The following is a 23,695-nucleotide window of genomic DNA, read 5'->3' as shown; positions in this document are numbered from 1 at the left end:
CACCCGGATCGCGCCGGACGATGCTTCGCATCGCCGGGGGCGATCCGACCTCTCCCCGCAAGCGGGGAGAGGTGAAGAAAGCGCGATCGCCGTTATGAACAAGCGAACAGCTACAAACCAATCCACGCGCCCGGCGCATCATCATTCAGCCGCGCCACCGCATCCGCACGCCGCGTCAGCACGGCGCGCTGGTTGATGTAGCCCTTGTCGGTGATCTCGCCGCCGTCGACGGATGGCGGCTCTGCGAGCAACAGCGCGCGCGTGGCGTGGCCGGAGGAGTTTGCGCCCTGCTGCTTGAGCTTTGCGAGGCCCTGCGCGATTGCGGTCCTGACCTTCTCGTGGCTCAGCACCTCATCCACGCCGGCAGCTTCATCCAGACCGGCATGGACGCGGCAGGCCGCGATGTTCGGAAACACCAGGAACCGCACCTCGTCGCCGCCATGGCCGGCGACGACGATGTCCTGCGCGAGCGGCGCCAGTGCCGCGATGCCGGCGACGCGCAACGTGCCGACGCTGACCCAGGTGCCGGAATTGAGCTTGAAATCCTCGGCGACGCGGCCGTCGAAGAACAGGCCGCGCTCGGGCCGCGCGGGGTCGGCGAATGTCACGGCGTCGCCGATGAGATAGAAGCCCTCTTCGTCGAACGCCTGCTGCGTCAGCTCCGGCGCTTTCCAGTAACCCGGTGTGACGTTGGGGCCGCGCACCCGCACCTCCAGCTTGTCGCCGGAGGCGACGAGCTTCAATTCGGTTCCGGGTATAGGCACGCCGATATTGCCGGAGCGTTCGGCGAGGAAATGGCAGTCGGTTGCGAGCGGCGAGGTCTCGGTCGAGCCCCAGGCCGAGACCATCGGCAGCGGCCGGCCGACGGTTTCGATGGACAGCTGTTCGAGCGCATCCCAGAGATTCTGCGGCAATGCGGCGCCGGCATAGAAGGCGAACTTCACCTCGCCGAAGAAGCGGCGGCGCAGCTCCTCATCGCCGCGCAGCGCCGCGATCAGCATGTCGAAGCCGCGCGKCACGTTGAAATAGACCGTGGGCATCACGCTCCGGAGATTGGCGAGCGACGTCGCGAACAGGCCGGGCGCAGGCTTGCCGCCGTCGATATAGAGCGAGCCGCCATTGCGCAGCACGAGGTTGAAATTGTGGTTGGCGCCGAAGGTGTGGCTCCAGGGCAGCCAGTCGAGAATGACGAGATCGCCGCGGCCCGTCTCGAGAAAAGTCCAGGTCTGCGCCTTGGCCTGCTGGCTCGAGGTCAGCATGCGCTGGGTGTTGATGACGGCCTTCGGCGTCCCGGTCGAGCCCGAGGTGAACAGGAATTTTGCGATGGTGTCCGGCGTCACCGCGGCGAAGGCTGTTGCCACCTCCGGCGTCTCGGGTGTTCCCAGGATCGTGCGGAACGCAAGCGCATCGGCATCGTCGGGATTGCCGCTGATGATCGGCGCCCGATGCAGCGGCCTGATCGCGGCGAGTGCCGCGGTGAACGGCTTTGACGCGGAGACATAGATGGCGCCGGGCTCCAGCAGCGCGATCATGCTTCTCAGCTTGTCGAAGTCTCTGGACATCAACGAATAGGCCGGCGAGATCGCCGCGGAGGGCACGCCGACGTGTTGCGCGGCAAGCGCGAGCAGCGCGTGATCAATGCTGTTGTCGGACAGGATCACCACGGGCCGTTCTGCGCCGAGGCCCTGCGCCAGAATCCATGACGCCGCCGCGCGCACCTGCCGCAGCGCCTGCGCATAGGTGACGGTGGTCCATGGTGCGTCGACATTGGCGCGCTCGGCCAGGAAGATCGCATCCGGCCTCTCGCGCGCCCATTGCTCCAGCCAGTCGCCGATGCAGCGCGCGCTCCCGCGCAAGGGCGCCGGTGAGCGCAGCACGATGCTGCCGTCGGCGCGATGCTCGGCGACGGTCTTCGGCGCTGCGAACAGACTTGACGCGTCACCGCGTGGGGCGGCTGTCATCGGTTTCCTCCTCGCCCGGACCCGGGATCGGCTGCAGCCTCGTTCCGGGCTGCCTTGACGATAATGTTGAGCACGGCAATTGTTGTCGTCAACAACAATCTTTCCTTCGATGCCAGCGGGCGCTAGAGAAGGGGGCGCGGCGATGTTTGCGGAGACGATGGGTGGATAGAGCAATCGATCGAGAGACAAGCAGCCTGGCACGCAAGCGGACGGGCAACGGCGCAGCGCGACGGAGCGACGCAGACGCGATCGGCCTCGACGCGCTGACCGGGCACGCCGGCTACGCGGTGCGACGCTTCCAGATCTGGATTTTTCAGGACTTCATCAAGACGCTCGGTGAGGTCGACATCCGGCCGACGCAATATTCGGTGCTGACGGTGATCGCCGCCAATCCCGGCCTTTCGCAGATGGCTGTGGCAAAACGCCTCGGCATCGAGCGCGCCCGGCTGGTGCACCTGCTCGACAGCCTCGAACAACGCAAGCTGGTGAAGCGGATCAAGTCGAAGACGGACCGGCGCTCGCACGCGCTGCATCTCACGGCGCAGGGCGAGACCGCGCTGGCCAAGTTCAAGCGGCTTGCGGCCGAGCACGAACGGCATGTGGAAGAGAAGATCGGCAAGGCGAACCGGGAGCGGCTGCTCCAGATCCTGGCCAGCTTCACCTGATCCCGACTGCCCATGATTTGTGCAGATGCCCGTAACGGGGCGCTGGCACGACGGTCCGGCCGACCCACGAAATCTCCCCCAACCCACTGATTCCCCGATAATATCCGGAGCATCCGCGCTGCCCGGATTCTGTACACAATGGCACATCGCTTGCTTCAATCCGGGTGAAGACAGATTGTCGGAGTTTTGTCGCCATGAGGGCTGAAATGGGGGCTGAGCAGCCTGAAACGATCGCCGCGATTGTGGCCGCGCATCGCGCGGGCACGGCCACGCCGGCGCAGACGGTCGCGCGCAGCTACCAGCGCATCCGCGACCACAACGATCCCGCCGTCTTCATCAGCCTGCGCGACGAGAAGGACGCGATCGCGGAGGCCGAGGCGCTGGCCGCGCGCAAGGATGCCGCCAGCCTGCCGCTCTACGGCGTGCCGGTCGCGGTGAAGGACAATATCGACGCGCTGGGCTTCCCGACCACCGCCGCCTGCCCGGCCTTCGCCTATACGCCGACGCACGACTCCACCGCGGTCGAGCGGCTGCGCGCGGCCGGCGCCATCATCATCGGCAAGACCAATCTCGACCAGTTCGCGACCGGCCTCGTCGGCGTGCGCTCGCCCTACGGCATCCCCCGCAATTCGATCCGCGAGGATTTGATCCCCGGCGGATCGAGCTCGGGATCGGCGACCGCCGTCGGCGCCGGCCTGGTGCCGCTGTCGCTCGGCACGGATACAGCAGGCTCAGGGCGCGTGCCGGCGATGCTCAACAACATCGTCGGGCTGAAGCCGAGCCTCGGCATGGTCTCGACCGCGGGGATGGTGGCGGCCTGCCGCACGCTGGACTGCATCTCGGTGTTCGCCTTGACGGTCGACGACGCAGCATTGGCCCTCTCCGTGATGGCGGGTCCCGACCAGGCCGATCCGTTCTCGCGCGACCGGCCGCTCGGCGCGATCACGCCGCTCCCGGCCAATCTCCGCCTCGGCGTGCCGCGCAACGGGCAATTGATCTTCTTCGGCGACAGGAAAGCGGAAGCGGCCTATGGCGATGCGCTGAAGCGCTGGACCGCGCTCGGCGCGAAGCTGGTCGAGTTCGACCTCGAGCCGTTCTACGAGACGGCGCGGCTGCTCTATGAGGGGCCGTGGGTCGCCGAGCGCTATCTCGTGATCCGCAACCTGCTCGCCTCCGCCCCGGATTCGATCCATCCGGTGACGCGCGAGATCACGGCCGCCGGTTCGCGGCTCACGGCGGCCGACACCTTCTCCGCACTCTACCGCTTGCAGGGCCTGCGCAAGATCGCCGAACGCACCTTCGCCAACATCGACGCGCTGGTGCTGCCGACGGCGCCGACAGCGTATACGACCGCGCAGGTGCTGGCCAATCCGGTCGAGCTCAACAGCCGGCTCGGCACCTACACCAACTTCGTGAACCTGCTCGACCTCTGCGGCCTCGCGCTGCCGGCGGCGATGCGTGCTGATGGCATTCCGTTCGGCATCACCCTTCTGGCGCCAGCGGGTCGCGACGCGATGCTCGCGAGCATCGGTCGCGTCTTCCATGCCGATACCAGGCTGACCGTTGGCGCCAAGGGCGTGGCGCAGCCACCGCTCGCTTTGCCTCCCGCAAGCAGCGGCGACGAGATTCCGATCGCGGTGGTCGGCGCGCATCTCTCCGGCATGGCGCTGAACGGCGAATTGAAGGCGCTGAACGGACATCTGATCGAGGTGACGAAGACCGCGCCCGACTACAAGCTCTATGCGCTCCAGACCACGCCGCCGAAGCCCGGCATGCTGCGCGTCGCAGCCGGCAAGGGCGCCGCGATCGAGCTCGAGATCTGGTCGCTGTCGTCGTCCGCCTTCGGCAAATTCGTCAACGCGATTCCCGCGCCGATGGCGATTGGCACGATCCGGCTTGCCGACGGCCGTGCCGTGAAGGGGTTTCTCGTCGAGCCGGAAGTGCTGGCCGAAGCCCGCGACATCACCGCCTATGGCGGCTGGCGCGCGTATATGGCGGAAGCGGCGACGGCGTAGGCCGGCCGAGTCGCAGACGCCGTCACCCCGCGTGTTTCAGCAACGGCCAGTCGGGGTAATGGGTCCTGGCTTTCGCCAGGACCACATCCACATCACTTCGTCAGCGGGCAGCCGCTGTCCTTGGCGGTGAAGAAGGCCTTGTCGCCGGGGACGGTCGCGAGCAGCTTGTAATAGTCCCAGGGCTTCTTCGACTCCGATGGCTTCTTGACCTCGAACAGATACATGTCGTGGACCATGCGGCCGTTCTCGAGCACCTTGCCGCCCTGCGCGAAGTCGTCGTCGACCGGCAGCTCCTTCAACTTCTTGGCAACCGCATCCGGATCCTTGGTGCCGGCGGCCTTGACCGCCTTGAGATAGCTCAGCGTCGCGGAGTAGGTGCCGGCGTGGATCATGCTCGGCATCCGCCCGGTGCGCTTGAGGAAGCGTTCGCCGAGATTGCGGGTGCGGTCGTTGAGATCCCAGTAATAGCCTTCGGTCAGCACCAGTCCTTGCGCAGCCTGCAAGCCGAGGCCGTTCACCTCGGCGAGCGTCATCAAGAGGCCCGCGAGCTTCTGACCACTGGCGACGATGCCGAACTCCGACGCCTGCTTGATCGAGTTGGTGGTGTCGAGGCCGGCATTGGCAAGACCGACGATCTTCGCCTTGGAGCTCTGCGYCTGGAGCAGGAAGGAGGAGAAGTCCGAGGAGTTGAGCGGCACGCGCACCGAGCCGAGCACCTTGCCGCCATTGGCGGTGACGATCTCGCTGGTGTCCTTTTCCAGCGCGTAGCCGAAGGCGTAGTCGGCGGTGAGGAAGAACCAGGTGTCGCCGCCGGCCTTGGTCAGCGCACCACCGGTGCCGACGCCGAGCGCGCGGGTGTCATAGGCCCAGTGGAAGCCGTAGGGCTGGCAGGCATCGCCGGTGAGGCGCGAGGTCGCGGCGCCCACGACGATGTCGATCTTCTTCTTTTCCTTCGAGAGCTCATGGATCGCGAGCGCGACCGAGGAGGTCGTCAGCTCCGTGATCATGTCGACGTTCTCGACGTCGTACCAGCGCCGCGCGATCGAGCTCGCAAGGTCCGCCTTGTTCTGGTGATCGGCGGTGACGAGCTCGATCTTCTGGCCCAGCACCTCGCCGCCAAAATCCTCGATCGCCATCCTGGCCGCTTCGACCGACCATTTGCCGCCGTAATCGGCATAGACGCCGGACTGGTCGTTGAGGATGCCGATCTTGACGCCTTGCGCGAAGGCCGGCGCCGCGAGCAGCAGCGCAGACGTTGCGACGGCGGCCACCCGCTCGCCCCAACCCCCCCCCCGGGGTTATGGGTCCCGGCCTTCGCCGGGACGACAGCGTGAATGTTGAAGCGCCGGCGGCCACCACCGACACTTATGAGGCCGCGACCTTCGGCTTCCCGTCGTTCTTCCCCTCTGCCAGATTCCGCACCACCACGTAGAAGATCGGCGTGAACAGGAGGCCGAACAGGGTGACGCCGATCATGCCGAAGAACACGGCGACGCCGACGGCCTGCCGCATCTCCGAGCCCGAGCCGGACGAGATCACCAGCGGCAGCACGCCGAGGATGAAGGCGAAGGACGTCATCAGGATCGGCCGCAGGCGCAACCGGCAGGCGTCGATCACGGCCTCCAGCCGCGGCTTGCCCTCGTTTTCGATGTCGCGAGCGAACTCCACGATCAGGATCGCGTTCTTCGCCGCCAACCCCACCAGCACGACGAAGCCGATCTGCGTGAGGATGTTGACGTCCTGGCCCATGATGCGCACGCCGATGGTGGCAGCGAGCAAACACATCGGCACGATCAGGATGACCGCGAACGGCAGCGTCCAGCTGCCATATTGCGCGGCGAGCACGAGATAGACGAACAGCACGCAGATCGGGAACACGTAGAGGCCGGCATTGCCGCCGGTGACCTGCTGATAGGACAGATCCGTCCACTCGAAGGTGAAGCCGCTCGGCAGAGTGTCGTCCGCGAGCTTCTTGATGGCGTTGAGCGCGGTGGTCGAGCTGGTGCCCGGCGCCGGCTCGCCCTGCAATTCGGACGCGGCATAGAGATTGTAGCGCGCAACGCGGTCGGGGCCCGAGACGTCCTTGAATTCGACCACGCTGCCGAGCATCACCATGTCGCCGGCGCCGTTGCGGGTGCGCAGCCGCGAGAGGTCGCTGGGTTCTTTCCGGAACGGGAAATCAGCCTGCGCGGTGACGTGATAGGTGCGGCCGAACAGGTTGAAGTCGTTGACATAGGTCGATCCGAAATAGGTCTGGATCGTGTCGTTGATGTTGGCGATGGGGACACCGAGCTTCTGCGCCTTGGTGCGGTCGATATCGACGAAGAGCTGCGGCGTGTTGGCTGAGAACGGCGAGAACACCGTCGGAGCGAGCAGCGAGGGCGATTTGCGCGCCGCCGCAACAAGCTCGTCGGTGGCCGCGGCGAGCAGCTCAGGCCCGCGACCCTGGCGGTCCTGGATGCGGATGGTGAAGCCGCCGCCGGTGCCGATGCCGGGCACGGCCGGCGGCGGAATGACGATAATGAACGCGCCCTGGATCACGGCGAGCCGCTTGCGCAGCTCGGCCGTGATGGCGTTCGCCGTCAGCCCCTTCTTCAGGCGCACCTCGGGTTCATCGAATACCGGGAACAGAGCGGCCGCGTTGCCGGCCTGAGTGCGCGTCGCGCCGGAGAAGCCCGCGAAAGCGGCAACACGGATGATACCCGGCGTATCCAGCGAGATCCGCTCGATCTCGCGCACGACCTCCGTGGTGCGCGCCAGCGACGCCGCGCCCGGCAATTGCACGGAGATGATGACGTAGCCGCGATCCTGCGCCGGAATAAAGCCTTGCGACGTGGTCCCGATCAGCCAGCCGGCGCTGCCGATCAGCACGACATAGATCAGGATCATCACCACCGAATGGCGAATGACGAAATTGGCGACGCCGGCATAGCCATGCGCCAGCCGGTCGAACACACGGTTGAAGACGCCGGTGAAGGCATTCCAGCCGCGCGCGATGACATTCCAGCTTGCCGGCGGCCGCTTTTCCTCATGCGGCGTGAGGATCTGCGAGGCCAGCGCCGGCGACAGCGTCAGCGAACAGAAGCAGGAGATCGCGGTCGCGACCGCAATGGTGACGGCAAATTGCTGGAAGAATTGCCCGGAAATGCCGCCGATGAATGCAGTCGGCACGAACACCGCGCACAGCACCAGCGCGATCGAGACCAGCGCGCCGCCGACCTCTTCCATGGTCTTGAGCGCGGCATCGCGCCGGCTCAGGCCGTGCTCGAGATGGCGCTCCACATTCTCCACCACCACGATGGCGTCGTCGACCACGATGCCGACCGCAAGCACGAGGCCAAACAAGGTGAGATTGTTGATGGAGAAACCGAGCGCCGCCATCACCGCAAACGTGCCGACCAGCGAGACCGGGATCGCGATGATTGGGATGATCGCCGGCCGCCAGCCCTGCAGGAACACCAGCACCACGATGACCACGAGCAGCATGGCCTCGTAGATGGTCTTGATCAGCTCGTGGACGGACTGTGCGATGAATTCGGTCGGGTTGTAGCCGATATTGTAATCGAGGCCTTTCGGGAAGCTCTCCTTGAGCTTCGTCATGGTGTCGGAGATGTTCTTGGCCGTCGCGAGCGCGTTCGACCCGGGCCGCTGCGTCACCAGCATGGCGACCGCCGATTTGCGCAGCAGGAAGCTGTTGGTCGAGTACGCCAGCGCACCGAGCTCGATGCGGGCGACGTCGCGCAGGCGCACCGTGCGGCCGTCGGAGCCGGCCTTGATCAGAATGTCCTCGAACTGCTTCTGGTCCTTCAGCCGCCCGGTGAAGGTGAGGTTCGGCTGGAAGGCACGGTCGGCGATCGGCGGCTCCGCGATCTGGCCGCCCGCGATCTGCACGTTCTGCGCGCGAATCGCCGCCAGCACTTCGGTCGAGGTCAGGCCGAGATTGGCGATCCTGTCAGGGTCGAGCCACAGCCGCATCGAATAATCGCGTGCGCCGAAAATCTGGATGTCGCCGACGCCGTCGATCCGCAGCAGCTGGTCGCGGACCTGGAGCAGCGCGTAATTGGAGATGTAGAGCTGGTCGAATGTGTCGTCGGGCGACAGCATGAACACGACCATCAGGATGTCGGGCGAGTTCTTGCGGGTGACGACGCCGTTGCGCTGCACTTCGTCCGGCAGTTGCGGCTGCGCGATCGCGACGCGGTTCTGCACCAGCACCTGCGCCTTGTCGAGGTCGGTGCCGAGCTTGAAGGTGACGGTGATCGTCAATTGCCCGTTCGAGGTCGCCTGGCTGTAGAGATACAGCATGTCCTCGACGCCGTTGATCTGCTGCTCGATCGGAGCCGCGACGGTGTCGGACACGGTTTGCGCCGAGGCGCCCGGATATTGCGTGGTGACGACGACGGTCGGGGGCACCACTTGCGGATATTCGGAGACCGGCAGCGTGGTATAGGCGAGCGTGCCGACGATCAGCAGCACGATCGACAGCACCATCGCCAGGATGGGCTGGTTGATGGAGAGACGGCCAAGATTCATGACTTGTCACCGGGCTTGCCACCGGCCGGCGCTTGCGCGGGAGACGGCGTGACCTTGGCGCCGACACGGGCGCGCTGGATGCCGTTGACGATGACGCGGTCCTCCGCCTTCAGCCCTTCGCGGATCACGCGCAGGCCCTCGTCGAGCGGTCCGAGCACCACGGGACGCGCCTCGACGGTGTCGTCCGGCTTGACCACGAACACGATCTTGCGGGACTGGTCGGTGGCAACCGCGACATCCGGAATCAGCAGCGCCTCATAGGGCGCGCTGCCGATCAGCCGGACGCGGCCGAACTGGCCGGGCAGGATGGAGAGATCGGTATTCTTGATCACGGCGCGGCTGCGCAGCGTGCCGGTGGAGACATCGAGGCGGTTGTCGAGGAAGTTGATGGTGCCCTCATGCGACGGCTTGGTCTCGCCGGCGAGCGTCACCTGGACCGGGTTCGCGGTGTCGCGCGAGCTCGGGCGCTTACCCTCGAACCACAGCTTGCTGTATTTGATGAACGTCGCCTCATCCATGTCGAAATAGACGTAGATCGGATCGAGCGTCACGATCGAGGTGAGCAGCGTCGAGGTGCCGGTGTCGCTGCCCTGCACGAGATTGCCGGGGCTGACGAGATGGCGGCTGACGCGGCCGKTGAGCGGCGCGGTCACGTGGGTGAACTCGATGTTGAGCCGCGCGGCCTTCAGTGCACCCTCGGCCTGCGTCGCCGCAGCGTGCGCGGCCTGCAGGGCCTGGCGGCGCTGGTCGACGACCTGCTCGGACACGGCGCTGGTCTGGACCAGGTTCAGGCCACGGTCGAGCTCGCGCTTGGCGAGTTCCACCTTGGCGCGTGCGTCCGCGAGCTGGCCGTCCGCCTGCTCCGCCACCGCCTCGAACGGCCGCGGGTCGATGACGTAGAGCAGATCGCCCTGACGCACGATCGCGCCGTCCTGGAATTCGACGGAGTTGACGAAGCCGCCGACGCGGGGGCGCACCTGCACCTCCTCCGTCGCCTCGAAGCGGCCGGTGAATTCGTCCCAATCGGTGACGGTGCGCTTGACCGGCTGGGCAACGGTCACCGGCGGCGGCGGAGGGGCGGCCGCCTGAGAGGCCGGCTGGCCGCAGCCGGCGAGGGCGAATGCCGCGACAAGAAGCCCGGCGATCGCGCAATGCCGGGGCGAAACGAAATCGTGCGTTTTGACAAATTGCTCGCTTCCGTCCGGTCCGCTCATCCCAGGCCCTCGCATGATCGCCGCAGAAACATCAGGGTACTCGCCTACCCGCGGGCGACACAAGATGAGTTTCAATGATGAATTCTTCAAGACGAGAGCAAGTGCAACGCTCGGAAGAGTGCCCTAGCCGGATGACGGGTTGACAGGTCGTCCTTCGCCTCTCCCCGCGTGCGGGGAGAGGCCGGAATGCGCGCGTCGCGCGTATTCCGGGAGCCCGACTGTCATCGTCTTTGTGGATAGAGCCCCTCACCCCGCCCCTCTCCCCGTAAGAACGGGGAGAGGGAGGAGGAGGAAAGGCGCCAGCGTCTTCGCACATGACGGCCGCGACGGGCTCGGCTAGATTACCCCCACAAGAACAAGACGAATTGTCCCGGGAGGACAGGCGTGCACCAAGGGCGTGTCGTATACGGCGCGATCGAGGAGGTTGTGTTCGGCCATCCCGCCGCCGAGGCTGTTGTCGCGCAGATGGACCGGCTGGGGACGCGCCGCGCCTTCCTGATGGTGTCCGGCACACTGAACCGGCAGACCGATGAAATCGCGAAGATCAGAGAGGCGCTGGGCGCGCGCTGCGCCGGGCTGTTCGACGCCATGCCGGCGCATACGCCGCGCGAGGCGGTGATCGCTGCTGCCAATGCGGCGCGCGAGGCGGGCGCCGACCTGATCGTCACCGTCGGCGGCGGCTCGATCACCGACGGCGCCAAGGCGGTGCAGCTCTGCCTCGCCAACGGCATCGACGATATCGACGGCATCGAGCGCATCCGCGTGCACAAGGGCGTGGCGCCCGAGATGAATGCGCCGACCGTGCGTCAGATCAGCGTGCCGACGACCATTGCCGGCGGCGAGTTCAGCTCGATCGCGGGCGTCACCGACCGCAGCACGCATGTGAAGCAGATGCTGCGGCATCCGCTGACGGTGCCGCGCGCGACCATCCTCGATCCCGCCATCACCGTGCACACGCCGGAATGGCTGTTCCTCTCGACCGGCATCCGCGCCGTCGACCATTGCGTCGAGGCGATCTGCTCGCGCGAGACGCATCCTTACGCCGACGCGCAATCGGTGAAGGGCCTCGCCATGCTCGCCGACGCRCTGCCGCGGGTGAAGGCCGACCCGTCCGACCTCGACGCGCGGATGGATGCGCAGATCGGCACCTGGCTCTCGATGGGCGCGCTCGCCGCCGGCGTGCCGATGGGCGCGAGCCACGGCATCGGCTACGTGCTTGGCGCCGCCTTCGACGTGCCGCATGGCTACACGTCCTGCATCATGCTGCCGGCGGTGATGCGCTGGAATGCGCGCGACAATGCCGAGCGCCAGATCATCGTCGCCGCCGCGATGGGCTTTCCCGGCCGGGATGCCGCCGACGTGCTGGACGCCTTCATCCGTTCGCTCGGCATGCCGCGCAGCCTTGCCGAGGTGCGGGTGTCGCCGGAGCATTTCGACGCCATCGCCGAACAGGCGATGCGCACCAACTGGATCCCGCGCAACCCGCGCAAGATCGACGGCCCCGCGCAAGTGCGCGAAATCCTGCTTCTCGCCGCATAGTTCAAAACCGGAGGACTGATGTATCCAGGTCAGCATGCCCGCCTGCGCCCGCTGCAACCCGCCTTCATCATGGCGGCGACCGGCGAGACCGTCACCTATCGCGAGCTCGATGCGCGCAGTAATCGCCTGGCGCAGCTGTTTCGCAGGCACGGATTGAGGCGGCTCGACCATTACTCGATCTTCATGGAGAACAATTCCCGCTATCTCGAAGCCTGCGGCGCCGGCGAGCGGTCCGGCCTCTACTACACCTGCATCAATTCCTTCCTCACCGCGGGCGAACTCGCCTATCTCCTCGTCAACAGCCAGTCCAAGATCCTGATCACGTCGGTGGCGAAGCTCGACATCGCGCGCGAGGCGATCAACGTGTGTCCGGACGTCAAGCTCTGCATCGTCGCCGACGGACCCGGCGAGAGCGAGCGTATCGTCGGCCTTGCGGAGGTCACCGCCGACCTGCCGACGACGCCGATTGCGGATGAGTGGCTCGGCACCGCGATGCTGTATTCGTCGGGCACGACGGGACGGCCGAAGGGCATCCTGCGGCCGCTGCCGGAGGAGCCGCCAAAGCACAATCTGCCGCTGTTCGATTTCCTGACCAAGCTCTGGCACTACCGCGAGGGCATGGTCTATCTGTCGCCGGCGCCGCTCTATCACTCGGCGCCACAAGCGGCCGTGAACCTGACGATCCGCATGGGCGGCACCGTGATCATCATGGAGAATTTCGATCCCGAGCGCTATCTCCAGCTCGTCGAGCGCTGGGGCATCACCCACACCCAGCTGGTGCCGACGATGTTCTCGCGCATGCTGAAGCTGCCGGAGGAGGTGCGCAGCCGTTACGACCTGTCATCGCTGGAGATCGCGATCCATGCCGCCGCACCCTGCCCGGCGCTGGTCAAGGACGACATCATCAAATGGTGGGGACCGATCATTCACGAATATTACGGCGCGACCGAAGGCCTCGGCTTCACCGCCTGCAACAGCGAAGAGTGGCTCGCCCATCGCGGCACCGTCGGCAAGGTGCTGTTCGGCGACCTCCACATCCTCGACGAGGACATGAGGCCGTGCCCAACCGGCACGCCCGGCCAGGTGTGGTTCAAGACGGCATCGCCGTTCGAATATTTCAACGATCCGGAGAAGACGAAAGAGGCGCGCTCGGCCGACGGCAGCATGAGCACGGTCGGCGACGTCGGCTATGTCGACGCGGACCGCTTCCTCTACCTCACCGACCGCGCGACCTTCATGATCATTTCCGGCGGCGTCAACATCTATCCGCAGGAGTGCGAGAACCTGCTGATCACGCATCCGAAGGTCGCGGATGCCGCCGTGTTCGGCGTGCCCAATGCCGATCTCGGCGAAGAGGTGAAGGCGGTGGTGCAGCCGATGCCGGGCGTGGTGCCCGGGCCGGCGCTGGCGGAGGAACTGATCGCCTTCTGCGGGGCATCGCTGTCGCGCCAGAAGGTGCCGCGCTCGGTCGATTTCGAAAAAGAGCTGCCGCGGCTGCCGACCGGCAAGCTCTACAAGCGGCTGCTGCGGGATCGGTATTGGGGCAACAAGGCGTCGCGGATCGTGTGAGCCTAAACCGACACCGCGTAGATCTCGTATTCCCCGCGCACCAGTTCGATATGCGCGCGCATGGCGGCGGCGGCGCCCTGCTTGTCGCCGCGCATGATGGCGACGACAACGCGGTCGTGCTCGGCTTGTGACTTGGCGAGGCGGCCGAGGTTGCGGAACTGGGCGCGGCGGAACGGCTGCACGCGGACGCGGGTTGCGAGCGTGATCTCGGCGATGTAGCCGTTCTGCGATCCCGCATAGATCGCATTGTGGAAGCGCTCGTTGACCTCGTGGAAGCGGTCGGGATTGCCGGCGTAGCTCAGCACCCGCAGCTCTTCGTGAACGGCTTCGAGACCATGTCGCTCAGCCGCCGACATGCGCTCGGCGGCAAGGCCGGCGCACAGCGCCTCGAGCTCGGCCATCGCCTCGAACATGCCCTTCAGCCGCTCGATCGACGGCTGCGCCACCACCGCGCCGCGATGAGGCCGTGCCTCGACCAGGCCGCTCGCCACCAGCTGACGCAGCGCCTCGCGCACCGGCGTGCGCGACACGCTGAAGCGCCGCGCGATATCGGTCTCGTCCAGCGGCGCGCCGGGCGGCAGGGCGCCGCGCACGATCTCGTCGGCGAGCTGAAGGCGCAGCTCCTCGGCACGCGTGACCTTCTGCAGCGAGGGCAGCGCCCGGTCGACGCGCGGCACCACCGGCTCGGCCGGCAGTGTTCCGGGCGGAAAGTCGTCAAGCGTCATCCGATCAGGTCTCTTTCGACTCGTCGATGATGCTGACATGGGCAGCGACGACGCGCCAGCCCTCCGGGAAGCGAATCCAGGTCTGCATCTGCCGGCCGACCTTGCCGGGAGTCGTGTCGCGGTAGAACAAAGTGGAGGCCACGGCCGTATCGCGGCCATAGCTGGTGATGACGGTTTTCGCGGTGCGGCGGTTAAGCCCGACCGGCGAGCGGCCGGCGCGGAAGCCGGAGATCGCCTCATAGCCGTAGAGGTTCTCGCCGATGCCGTAGCGCAACGTGCGCGAGTCATTGCGGAAGAGCTCGCCGAGCACGGCGACATCGTTGGTGATCAGCGCCTGCTCATAGCGCTCGAACGCGGCTTTGACTTCCGCGATCACCTCGGGGAGATCAATCTCCATTTCAAATTCCTCTCGGTGACGGCGCGGCGACGACGCCCATCTTCTCCAATGCGTGCGCGACGCGCAACGCGATGTCCTCGCGCCAGGGCGCGGCGATGATCTGCACGCCGATCGGCAGCGGCTCGAGCGGCACGGGAACCGCGACCACGGGCAGGCCGATGAACGAGATCGGCTGGGTGTGGATACCGATATTGGCGCGCACCGGCAGATCGACGCCGTCGAGATTGAAATTCACCTGGCCAAGCTTCGGCGCGGTGCAGGGCGTTGCCGGCGCGATCAGCACGTCGACGGATTTGAAGATCTCGGAAAACTGCGCGCGATACCAGCGGCGGAATTTCTGCGCGCGGTCGACCAGCGGCGCCGGCACCATCGCGCCGGCGATCAGCCGGTCGCGCACGGCGGGATCGAAATCGTTCGGGCGCTTGCGCAGGCGATCGAGATGCAGCGAGGCGCCTTCGGTCGTGCTGATGACGTAAGCCGCTGCACGGGCGCGCGCGGCTTCAGGCACATCGACGATTTGCGTCGCGCCAAGCGCCTTGGCGACGCGGCTGACGGCTTCGACGGCTTCCGGAAACACGTTCTTCTGGAAGTAGCCGCCGGCAATCGCGATGCGCAGGTCCGAAACCGGATTGGCGAGCAGCGGCGTCGTCGGCTCCAGACCGCGCGTGGTCGTGCAGGCGGCATCGTCGGGATCCGGCCCCTGCATCGCGTCATAGGCAAGCGCGAGATCGGTGACCGAGCGCGCGAACGGGCCGAGATGATCGAAGCTCGCGACGAACGGAAAGGAGCGCGCCCGCGACAGCCGGCCATAGGTCGGCTTCAGGCCAAAGATGCCGCAGAACGACGATGGCACGCGGATCGAACCGTTGGTGTCCGATCCCAGCGCGATCGGCACCAGCGCGCCGCCGACGGCGCTCCCCGAACCGCCGGAGGAGCCACCGCTCATCCGCGTGGTGTCGTGCGGATTGCGCGAGGGCCCGTCGTGGACATTCTCGCCGGTGAAGTCGTAGGCGTATTCGCCCATGTTGAGCGCGCCGACCAGCACGGCGCCAGCGGCTTCCATGCGTTCGATCAGCGTGGCGTCGCGCTTGGCGGGCGCAAGGTCGCGGTTGATCTTGGAGCCGGCCCGCGTCGGCAGGCCCGCGACGTCAAAGAGGTTCTTCACCGCGAAGGGGACGCCGGCGAGCGGGCCGACTGTCTTGCCGGCGGCTACATCGGCATCGAGCGCGCGCGCTTTCGCACGGGCGCGATCGGCGGTGACGTCGGTGAAGGAATTGAGGATGCCGTCGTGCTGCTTGATCCGCGCAAGGGCTGCTTCGGTGGCATCGAGCGCGGACAATTTGCCGCCGGCCACCGCCTTGGCGATCTCGGCAGCCGTCAAATCTGGCTTGGTGGTCATGGCGGCGTCAGACGGAGAAGATGGGCGCCGGCTCGGTCTCGTCCGGCAGCGCGAATTCGTCGACCAGGCGGGCGAGCCGCAGCGAGACCTCGAGATTGGCGCGAATGGCCGGCCGCCAGGCGTCCTCGACAGGCAACGCCAGCGCTTTCGCGACGGCGTCGATGTAATCGTCCAGCGGTTCGGCCATCACGCTCCCAAACAGTCTCTCAGTGCACCGGCAACGGCGGATGCGGGATCGCCGTCAACAGCTCCTTGGTGTAGTCGTCCTGCGGATCGCTCAAAACCCTCTCGGAAGAGCCTTCCTCGACGATTCGACCCGTCCGCATCACAATGACACGATCGCACAGCAAGCGCACTACGTTCAAATCATGCGAGACGAACAGATAGCTCATACCTAGCCGCGCCTTGAGGTCCTGGAGCAGGTTGAGGACCACGGCCTGGACCGACACGTCCAGCGCCGCGGTCGGCTCGTCCAGGATGACGAGCTTCGGATGCAGCGCGATCGCCCGGGCAATGCCGACGCGGGCCTTCTGGCCGCCGGACAGCTGGTGCGGGAACCGATCCAGCAGGTTGAGCGGCAGGCCGACCATGGTGGCCAGCTCCTCGCAGCGCGCCCGGAGCGCGTCACGCCCCCTGACGTCGCCGAGCTGCATGATGGGGTCGGCGATGGCGCGCACGGCGGTGAAGCGCGGGTTGAGGCTGTCGGTCGGGTCCTGGAACACCATCTGGATGCGGCTGCGCTGCGGCAGCCGGGCGAAGGAGGCAGGCTGGATGGCGCCGATGTCCTCGCCGTCGAACTGGATCAGGCCGGAGGTCTGGTCCAAGAGCCGCATCACCATCATCGATGTGGTCGATTTGCCGCAGCCGGATTCGCCGACCAGGCCGACGCTCTCGCCGTGGCCGATCGAGAAGCTGATGCCGTCGACGGCGCGGAAGACGTCCGGCTCGACCGGCGGCTTGCGGCCGAACAGCTTGCCGAGCGTCGCGGTCGCGCCCTGGCGGGGATATTCCTTGACCAGCTTTTCGATGAGGAGGAGGGGCTTGGGAGTCTCGTCACCCCCGGGCTTGACCCGGGGGTCCATCGCCTGAGACGAGTCTTGCGAAGCGTGATGGATGGCCGGGTCAAGCCCGGCCATGACTGATGAGGATTGGGAGATGCCCTCCTCCTCCGGCAGCAGATCCCGCAAGCTCACACCGAGCCGCGGCGTCGCGCGCATCAGCTTCTTGGTGTAGGGGTGCTGCGGGTTGGCGAAGATGTCGGCGGCCTTGGCGGTCTCGACCACCCGGCCCTTCTCCATCACCACGACGCGGTCGCAATAGGCAGCGGCGAGGCCGAGATCGTGGGTGATCAGGATGGTCGACATCGACTTGCGCTTGGTCAGCTCGACGATCAAATCCATCACTGCTTTCTGCGTGGTGACGTCGAGGCCGGTGGTCGGCTCGTCGGCGATCAGCAGCTGCGGATTGCAGGCGAGCGCGAGCGCGATGACGACGCGCTGGCACATGCCCCCCGAAAGCTCGAACGGATAGGCGTGGTAGCGCTCGCGCGGACGGGCGATCTTGACCTGCTCCAGCGCCTCGATCGCCCTCTCACCTCGATCGGCGACCGGCGCCTGCTGCACATGGGTGCGCAGCACGTCCTCGATCTGGTCGCCGACTTTCCGGATCGGGTTCAGTGCCGCGCGCGGGTTCTGAAAAATCATCGAGACTTCGCGGCCGCGCAGATCGCGCATCTGGTCTTCGGTCGCGGCCTTGACGTCGATGCCGGAGAACATCACGGAGCCCTCGGCGATCTTGCCGGCGCGGTCGAGGATGCGCATCACCGCGTAGGACGTCACCGACTTGCCGGAGCCGGACTCACCGACGATGGCGAGCGTCTCGCCCTTGGCGACGGAGATGTTGACGTGCTGCACGGCCTTCACAATGCCGCGGCGGGTGGAGAATTCGACCGTGAGGTCCTGGACGTCGAGGAGCGGCTGGGCGGTCATGGGTGCCTGCCAATCAAAAAGGTCGAAAACAACCCCATGCACAGTAGAATGGCACTGGAATCATTGATGAATTTTGGACGGAAATTGGCCATCACGTCCTCCGCTGCGGGTCGACGATGTCGCGCAGGCCGTCGCCGAGGAGGTTGAAGCAGAACACGGCGATCATCAGAGCGAGGCCCGGGAACAGCGCGATCCACCATTCGCCCGACACCATGAAGCCGGCGCCTTCCGCGACCATGATGCCCCATTCGGCGGTCGGCGGGCGGACCCCGAGGCCGATGAAGGACAGGCCGGCGGCGTTGAGGATGGCGTAGCCCATGGTCAGCGACATCTGCACGATCATGATCGGCATGATGTTCGGCAGAATGTGCACCAAGAGGATGCGGAATTCGCCGTTGCCCGACAGCCGCGCCGCCTGCACGAAGCCGGCGTTACGGCGGACATTGGCTTCCGCGCGCGCAACACGGGCATAAAGCGGGAAGTTGACGATGGCGGTCGCCAGGATGATGTTCTGCACGGTGTTGCCGAGCGCTGCGACGATGCCCATCGCCAGCACGAACAGCGGAAAGGCCATGATGGTGTCGGCGATGCGGCCGACGATACGGTCGGTCCAGCCGCCGAAATAGCCGGCGGCGATGCCGGCGAGCCCGCCCATCAGAAACACCAGCACGACGGAGGCGACCGCGATGAACGTATCGAGACGCGTCGCCACCACGACGCGGCTGAAGATGTCGCGGCCCAATTGATCGGTTCCGAACCAGTGCGCGGCCGAGGGCGGCTTCAGCGACGCCGCGGTGTCGGACGCCAGCGGATCATACGGCACCACATAGGGACCGAAGATCGCGGCAGCGAGGATCACGATCAGYAGCGCGAAGGCGAAGCCCGTGACCTTGTTCTCGCCGAGAACGTAACGGGTCTGTTCGAGGATCGCGGCGAGTCCCGAGGTGCGCGCGGGACCCACGGGTTCGACAGCAGGCGCAACGGAGCTCATGGTTTAGCCCTCCAACCTGACACGTGGATCGATCACGCCATAGAGAATGTCGATCACCAGATTCAAAAGCACGTACATGACCGCCATGGTCAGCACGAAACCCTGCACCGGCGCGAAGTCCGACGAGATCAGCGCTTCCACCGCATAGGAGCCGATGCCGGGCCAGGCGAACACCTTCTCGACCAGCACGTTCGCGCCAAGCAGGAACGAGAACACCATGCTGAGCGTGGTGATGACGGGCAGCATCGCGTTGCGGAAGGCGTAGGTGACGATGACGGTCGCCGGCGACAGGCCGCTGGCGCGGGCGGTGCGGACGAACTCCGACGACAGCACCGCCAGCATCGAGGCGCGGGTCATGCGCGCGATCGGCGCCAACGAGAAGATCGCAAGCGTCGTCGCGGGCAGGATGAGCTGGCTCAGCGCAGAACGAAACGCCTCGAAGTCGCGCGCGATCAGGGTGTCGATCAGGTAGAAGCCGGTGACCGTCGGCGGCGCGCTGTAGAACACGTCTAACCGTCCGAGCGGCGCAGGCGACCAGCCGAGCCGGAAATAGAAGACATAGACCAGCACCAGCCCGGTGAAGAACACCGGCAGCGACACGCCGGCCGTCGTCGTCACCCGGCATAAGTGGTCGACCCATGATCCCGGCCGCGTCGCCGCCAGCACGCCGAGCGGAATGGCGATCACGATCGAGACGATGAGGCCGAGCAGCGTCAGCTCGGCGGAGGCCGGCAGGCGGTTGCGGATCTCGGCCGCGACCGGCTGGCCGGTGGTGAGCGAGTTGCCGAAATCGCCGTGGGCGAGATCGTTGGTGTAGCGGAAGAACTGCTCGATCAGCGGCCGGTCGAGGCCGAGCTTCTTGCGGATCTGCTCGACGGCTTCCTTGGTCGCGGCGGGGCCGGCGAAATACGCGGCGGGATCGCCGGGCAGCGCGCGCGTCAGCAGGAAGGTGACGATGACGACGCCGATCAGCGACGGAATCGCGAACATCAGGCGCTTGCCGATCATGGTCAGCATGGGAGTGCTTTCCTTCTGTCTGGCAATTGGGAACGGACTTGGGCTGCTTGCGCCGCTGCGTTCCCTCCCCCCTTGTGGGGGAGGGCTAGGGAGGGGGGTGGCTCCGGGAGAGATCGGAGTTCGTGGCTACCCCTCTCCCTGCCCCTCCCCCACAAGGGGGGAGGGAATGAGAGGACAGTGCCCACCTCACTCCAGTGAAAGAAACCAACACATGCCGATGCGTCGCCGACGATCAGCATGACGCCTCACCCCTTCGCCATCGCGCGATAGTCGAGGCGGCGGTGGAACCAGTATTGGTAGCCGCTGATGTTCTTCTGCATCGCGACGTTGACGAAGGGCTGGTACAGCGGGATGCGCGGGACGTCGGCATAGGCGAGATCGACAAAGCCTTTCACGTCGGTGCCGTAGGTCGCCGTGTCGCCGGTTGCGGCCGCATTGCGCGCGCCATCGATCAGCTTGTCCATCTCCGCCGACTTGTAGCTCATGGTGTTGAAGACGGAATTGTTGCCGTGATAGCACCAGTAGAAGAAGTATTCGGGGTAATCGAGCCAGCCGGAGAACACGTTGGTGAAGAGCGGCATCTCCTTCTTGTTCAATTCGGTGCGCCAGTTGGCGCCGGGCACCTTGTTGATGGTGGTCTTGATGCCGAGCTGGGCGAGTGATTCCTGCACCAGCACGCAGAGCGGCTCGTTGACGCCGGCGAAGTTGAGGTCGAACGAGATCGTGGTCTCGAAGCCGTTGGCGTAGCCGGCTTCAGCCAGCAGCGCCTTCGCCTTCTCCATGTCGGTGTTGTATTTGTGCTGCTGCGGCCAGGCGACTTCCGTCGGCTTGTCCTTGGCGGCGCCGAACATGGGATTGCCGAGGCCGAACAGCACGGCGTCCATGATCTTCTGGTACGGCAGCGCATAGGCGATGGCCTGCCGCACCTTCACATTGTCGAACGGCGGCTTGGTCACGTTCATGCCGATATACTGGATGCCGTTGGAGAACGGCAGCGACACCACGTTGAGCTTRCCGCTCGCCTTCATCTCCTGGAAATCCTTGAACGGCAATTCGTAGGAGATGTCGGCGTCGCCGCGCTCGAGCAGCGCCCGGCGGTTGCCGGCCTGCGGCACCATGCGCCAGATCACGCGCTTGATTTTCGGCAAGGGCCCGCCGACCCAATCCTCGTTGCGCTCCATGATCACTTCGGTGCCGGCGGTCCACTTCGTCACCTTGTAGGCGCCGGAGCCCGCGGTCTGCTGCTTGGTGAATTCGAGACCCCAGGGATCCTTCTCGCTGGCGTTCTTCTTCACCAGCTCGGAGTTGACGATACAGGGAACGATCACGGCGAGGTCGGGAATCGTCAGCCGGTCCTTCTTGGCGAAATCGACCCGCACGGTCGTGTCGTCGATCACGACGAACTGCTCGGCTTTTGTCAGCGAGCCCGCGCTCATCTGGAAGGTCGGAAAGCCGCCGACGCTGACGGCGCGATCGAGCGACCATTTCACGTCCTTGGCGGTGACCGGCGTGCCGTCGTGGAATTTGGCGTTCTTCTTCAGCTTGAAGGTGACCGACATGTCGTCGATCTTCATGTCCTCGGCGAGCTCGCCCTTGAACTTGTCGCGGTCGTAATAGGGCACGCCGCCGGGACCGGCCTTCATCTCGTGGCTGATCAGCCGGTCGTAGCAATTCCAGGACACTTCATAGCCGGGCACGTTGGTGCCGACGCCATGGATGTCGAGATTGTTGGGACCGCCTTCCGAGACGATCAGCAGCGTCTCCGAGCGGGCATCGGCCTTGGCCGACGACATCACCGACGGCATGGCCGGAAGCGCCGCGCCAGCGGCCAATCCGGAAACGGACTTGAGGAAATCGCGGCGCTTCATGAAATCGCTCCAACTCAAAAGTTTCTGGTTGGAACTGGATTCGCAAGGTTCGTGCCAAAGCTTAACGGGGGCTTACGATCAGATTAAGGTGCTGAAATTGAACAAGAATTCAGAGGCGAACGATCTGGTCGCCGTTTGGGCAGCCGCCTTCATTGCATACAAAGAATAGATTTTGCTTACGAAATAAGCTGTGCGAGGCGTTGGCTTATTTGGTGGGCGCCCCTATTCGACGGCCGTCGTCCTGGCGAAAGCCAGGACCTATTACTCCAGGGAGTGGTTTTGCGAAGACTCGTAGGGACCAGCTTCGCGCGACAACCTCTCCCTGGGGTAATGGGTCCTGGATCGGCACTCGCTTCGCTCGCTTGTTCAGGACGACAGTGTGATTGGGTCGCGCCCCTTCAACAATCTCGAACGTCGTCCCGGCCTAGTGCGCAATTGCGCACGGGGGCCGGGACCCATACCGCGTGACCTGTCGGTGAGTGCCGGTGCCAGTACCGCGGGACGGATCTTCACTGCCAGTCTTCGCCAAACTTCTCCCTGGGGTTATGGGTCCCGGCCTTCGCCGGGACGACGGTGGAGATCGAGGCGCAAGCGATTATTCGGTCCAGATCAAATCCTGAAGCTCGACGAGATCGTCCGCCTGCTCCTGCCAGCCCTCGATGCAGATGTGGCTGTTGAGGTCGCTGGCACGATGCAGCAGCATCAGCGCCATCAGTCGGCGCTTGAGTGCGAAATCGAAGTTCGAATAGCCAAAACCCTCGAGCAGGCTGCGCACCCTCCCCGGCCGGCCCGCGGCCATGAAGGCGCTGGGGCCGAGCAGATCGTAGTCGCGCCATCCCGCGAGCACATCGCCGAAGTCGAACAGGCCGGCGAGCGACCATTGATCGTTGCGGCAGGCGAGCAGAACATTTTCCGGAATGTATTCGCCGATCAGGATCACCGGCGGCGCGTTCGTCGGGATGAGCGCGGCCGCATCGCGCAGGAGATCGTCGAGGCCGGCGAGGAATTTTGGCGCGAGGCCGAGACGCTCGTGCCTGCTGCGGCAGCCCTGGATCTGGGCGCGCATAAAATCGTCCCAGCGCGGCTCGATCTGCGCAAGCGGGCCGAGCGGCGCGCGCTGCACGGCCGCGATGGTCTCGCCGATCTGGCGCAGCAGGCGCTCCTTCTGCGCTTCCGGCAAGGACGGCCAGGCGTCCGAGCCGAGCGTGCCGGCAAGGCGCGTGATGATCAGATAGGGCCAGCCGTCGCGCTCGCCTTCGGCGACGATTTGCGGAATCGGCAGATGAAGACGGCCTGCGAGCTGGGTCAGCGACCGGCGCTCGGAAACGAACTGCGCGCGCAAGAGCGGCGGGAAGACCTTCAGGATCAGGTTCTCACTGAGCCCTACGACGAGATTGGTGCCAGTCGAAAACACATGCGGCGAGCTGGCGTCGAGGCCGTGGCCGCGGGCGATGTCGATTGCGATCGGCAGCCATTGCGGCGGATCGGAGCGCCAGGCGCGAAAGGCTTGCGCGTCGGCGAAAGCCGGCAGCTCTTGCGATGCAACGTTGGTCATCCGCAAAAGCTCGTGCAAGGCGGCTTTGGTTGATTCGGTGCATACCGAGAAGGCGGTGTACCTCTCCCGCTTGCGGGAGAGGTCGCGCCGAAGGCGCGGGTGAGGGCTCTTTCCTCTTGGGGATTGTCCCGTTGCGGAAACACCCTCTCCCCAGCCCTCCCCCGCAAGCGGGGGAGGGAGCGCGCCTCGCCTGCGGTTGCAGCCAGATCCAATCGCAACATACTACCGCTCCGGGCTGGCGCGCTCGAACTGGCGGAGC

General features: G+C 65.7%; 18 protein-coding genes. 5 read left to right on the top strand and 13 right to left on the bottom strand.

The features are described from left to right. Window positions 1-110 precede the first annotated feature (110 nt). A complete protein-coding gene (locus ACXJL8_RS11630; protein ID WP_456685009.1) occupies window positions 111-1,961 on the bottom strand; it encodes a feruloyl-CoA synthase in 1,851 nt (616 codons plus the stop codon). A gap of 161 nt (window positions 1,962-2,122) precedes the next feature. On the opposite strand from ACXJL8_RS11630, the gene ACXJL8_RS11625 reads away from it, so the two are divergent. Both ACXJL8_RS11625 and atzF read left to right on the top strand, forming a co-directional pair. Then, window positions 2,123-2,626 (top strand): MarR family winged helix-turn-helix transcriptional regulator, encoded by a 504-nt coding sequence (locus ACXJL8_RS11625; protein ID WP_456619545.1) that lies wholly within the window; start codon window positions 2,123-2,125, stop codon window positions 2,624-2,626. 206 nt (window positions 2,627-2,832) lie between these two features. After that, the gene (atzF, locus tag ACXJL8_RS11620) at window positions 2,833-4,641 is read left to right on the top strand and encodes an allophanate hydrolase (RefSeq protein WP_456619654.1); all 1,809 of its coding nucleotides are present in this window, start codon (window positions 2,833-2,835) and stop codon (window positions 4,639-4,641) included. 92 nt (window positions 4,642-4,733) lie between these two features. On the opposite strand, the gene ACXJL8_RS11615 is transcribed toward atzF, so the two are convergent. The 3 genes from ACXJL8_RS11615 to ACXJL8_RS11605 all read right to left on the bottom strand — a co-directional run bounded on the left by ACXJL8_RS11615 (window position 4,734) and on the right by ACXJL8_RS11605 (window position 10,388). Next, on the bottom strand, window positions 4,734-5,912 hold the full coding sequence (locus ACXJL8_RS11615) for an ABC transporter substrate-binding protein (protein ID WP_456685008.1): 1,179 nt from the start codon (window positions 5,910-5,912) through the stop codon (window positions 4,734-4,736). A 94-nt stretch (window positions 5,913-6,006) separates the two neighbouring features. Beyond that, a complete protein-coding gene (locus tag ACXJL8_RS11610) occupies window positions 6,007-9,174 on the bottom strand; it encodes an efflux RND transporter permease subunit (protein WP_456619543.1) in 3,168 nt (1,055 codons plus the stop codon). Beyond that, window positions 9,171-10,388, bottom strand: a complete 1,218-nt coding sequence (locus ACXJL8_RS11605; protein ID WP_456685007.1) for an efflux RND transporter periplasmic adaptor subunit — start codon at window positions 10,386-10,388, stop codon at window positions 9,171-9,173. Before ACXJL8_RS11605 ends, ACXJL8_RS11610 begins: the two co-directional genes overlap by 4 nt. 384 nt (window positions 10,389-10,772) lie before the next feature. On the opposite strand from ACXJL8_RS11605, the gene ACXJL8_RS11600 reads away from it, so the two are divergent. Both ACXJL8_RS11600 and ACXJL8_RS11595 read left to right on the top strand, forming a co-directional pair. Continuing rightward, the gene (locus ACXJL8_RS11600; protein WP_456619541.1) at window positions 10,773-11,927 is read left to right on the top strand and encodes an iron-containing alcohol dehydrogenase; all 1,155 of its coding nucleotides are present in this window, start codon (window positions 10,773-10,775) and stop codon (window positions 11,925-11,927) included. Window positions 11,928-11,945: 18 nt separating this feature from the next. Beyond that, window positions 11,946-13,496, top strand: a complete 1,551-nt coding sequence (locus ACXJL8_RS11595; protein WP_456619540.1) for an AMP-binding protein — start codon at window positions 11,946-11,948, stop codon at window positions 13,494-13,496. 2 nt (window positions 13,497-13,498) lie between these two features. Here the strand turns inward: ACXJL8_RS11595 and ACXJL8_RS11590 are convergent, their stop codons facing one another. From ACXJL8_RS11590 to ACXJL8_RS11555, 8 genes are all read right to left on the bottom strand, one after another. Beyond that, a complete protein-coding gene (locus ACXJL8_RS11590) occupies window positions 13,499-14,221 on the bottom strand; it encodes a GntR family transcriptional regulator (protein ID WP_456619539.1) in 723 nt (240 codons plus the stop codon). Between the two features lie 4 nt (window positions 14,222-14,225). Further along, window positions 14,226-14,618: an oxalurate catabolism protein HpxZ gene (hpxZ, locus tag ACXJL8_RS11585; RefSeq protein ID WP_456619538.1), complete on the bottom strand. Its 393-nt coding sequence runs from the start codon at window positions 14,616-14,618 to the stop codon at window positions 14,226-14,228. A 1-nt stretch (window position 14,619) separates the two neighbouring features. Then, a complete protein-coding gene (locus tag ACXJL8_RS11580) occupies window positions 14,620-16,017 on the bottom strand; it encodes an AtzE family amidohydrolase (protein WP_456619537.1) in 1,398 nt (465 codons plus the stop codon). A gap of 7 nt (window positions 16,018-16,024) precedes the next feature. After that, entirely contained in the window at window positions 16,025-16,204 is a 180-nt protein-coding gene (locus tag ACXJL8_RS11575) for a DUF4089 domain-containing protein (protein WP_456619536.1), read from the bottom strand. A gap of 19 nt (window positions 16,205-16,223) precedes the next feature. Then, complete coding sequence (locus ACXJL8_RS11570) at window positions 16,224-18,005, bottom strand: dipeptide ABC transporter ATP-binding protein (protein WP_456619535.1); 1,782 nt, start codon at window positions 18,003-18,005, stop codon at window positions 16,224-16,226. A 91-nt stretch (window positions 18,006-18,096) separates the two neighbouring features. Next, window positions 18,097-18,996, bottom strand: coding sequence for an ABC transporter permease (locus ACXJL8_RS11565; protein ID WP_456619534.1), 900 nt, complete (start codon window positions 18,994-18,996; stop codon window positions 18,097-18,099). A gap of 3 nt (window positions 18,997-18,999) precedes the next feature. Further along, window positions 19,000-20,013, bottom strand: a complete 1,014-nt coding sequence (locus ACXJL8_RS11560) for an ABC transporter permease (protein WP_456619533.1) — start codon at window positions 20,011-20,013, stop codon at window positions 19,000-19,002. Window positions 20,014-20,258: 245 nt separating this feature from the next. Next, the gene (locus ACXJL8_RS11555) at window positions 20,259-21,881 is read right to left on the bottom strand and encodes an ABC transporter substrate-binding protein (RefSeq protein WP_456619532.1); all 1,623 of its coding nucleotides are present in this window, start codon (window positions 21,879-21,881) and stop codon (window positions 20,259-20,261) included. On the opposite strand from ACXJL8_RS11555, the gene ACXJL8_RS11550 reads away from it, so the two are divergent. Further along, window positions 21,793-22,050, top strand: coding sequence for a hypothetical protein (locus tag ACXJL8_RS11550; RefSeq protein ID WP_456619661.1), 258 nt, complete (start codon window positions 21,793-21,795; stop codon window positions 22,048-22,050). The genes ACXJL8_RS11555 and ACXJL8_RS11550 overlap by 89 nt on opposite strands. Window positions 22,051-22,476: 426 nt before the next feature. Here the strand turns inward: ACXJL8_RS11550 and ACXJL8_RS11545 are convergent, their stop codons facing one another. Beyond that, window positions 22,477-23,436 (bottom strand): aminoglycoside phosphotransferase family protein, encoded by a 960-nt coding sequence (locus ACXJL8_RS11545; RefSeq protein WP_456619531.1) that lies wholly within the window; start codon window positions 23,434-23,436, stop codon window positions 22,477-22,479. Window positions 23,437-23,695 lie beyond the last annotated feature (259 nt).

It is taken from the genome of Bradyrhizobium sp. P5_C11_2, assembly GCF_054049755.1.
This window is presented reverse-complemented; position numbering and strand designations above follow the sequence as displayed.

Excerpts from the sequence above, each read along its gene's own strand:
- ACXJL8_RS11575 (WP_456619536.1), bottom strand. The coding sequence starts at position 16,204 with ATGGCCGAACCGCTGGACGATTACATCGACGCCGTCGCGAAAGCGCTG.
- ACXJL8_RS11570 (WP_456619535.1), bottom strand. The coding sequence starts at position 18,005 with ATGACCGCCCAGCCGCTCCTCGACGTCCAGGACCTCACGGTCGAATTC.
- ACXJL8_RS11560 (WP_456619533.1), bottom strand. The coding sequence starts at position 20,013 with ATGCTGACCATGATCGGCAAGCGCCTGATGTTCGCGATTCCGTCGCTG.
- ACXJL8_RS11610 (WP_456619543.1), bottom strand. The coding sequence starts at position 9,174 with ATGAATCTTGGCCGTCTCTCCATCAACCAGCCCATCCTGGCGATGGTG.
- ACXJL8_RS11595 (WP_456619540.1), top strand. The coding sequence starts at position 11,946 with ATGTATCCAGGTCAGCATGCCCGCCTGCGCCCGCTGCAACCCGCCTTC.
- hpxZ (WP_456619538.1), bottom strand. The coding sequence starts at position 14,618 with ATGGAGATTGATCTCCCCGAGGTGATCGCGGAAGTCAAAGCCGCGTTC.
- ACXJL8_RS11545 (WP_456619531.1), bottom strand. The coding sequence starts at position 23,436 with ATGACCAACGTTGCATCGCAAGAGCTGCCGGCTTTCGCCGACGCGCAA.
- ACXJL8_RS11590 (WP_456619539.1), bottom strand. The coding sequence starts at position 14,221 with ATGACGCTTGACGACTTTCCGCCCGGAACACTGCCGGCCGAGCCGGTG.
- atzF (WP_456619654.1), top strand. The coding sequence starts at position 2,833 with ATGGGGGCTGAGCAGCCTGAAACGATCGCCGCGATTGTGGCCGCGCAT.
- ACXJL8_RS11580 (WP_456619537.1), bottom strand. The coding sequence starts at position 16,017 with ATGACCACCAAGCCAGATTTGACGGCTGCCGAGATCGCCAAGGCGGTG.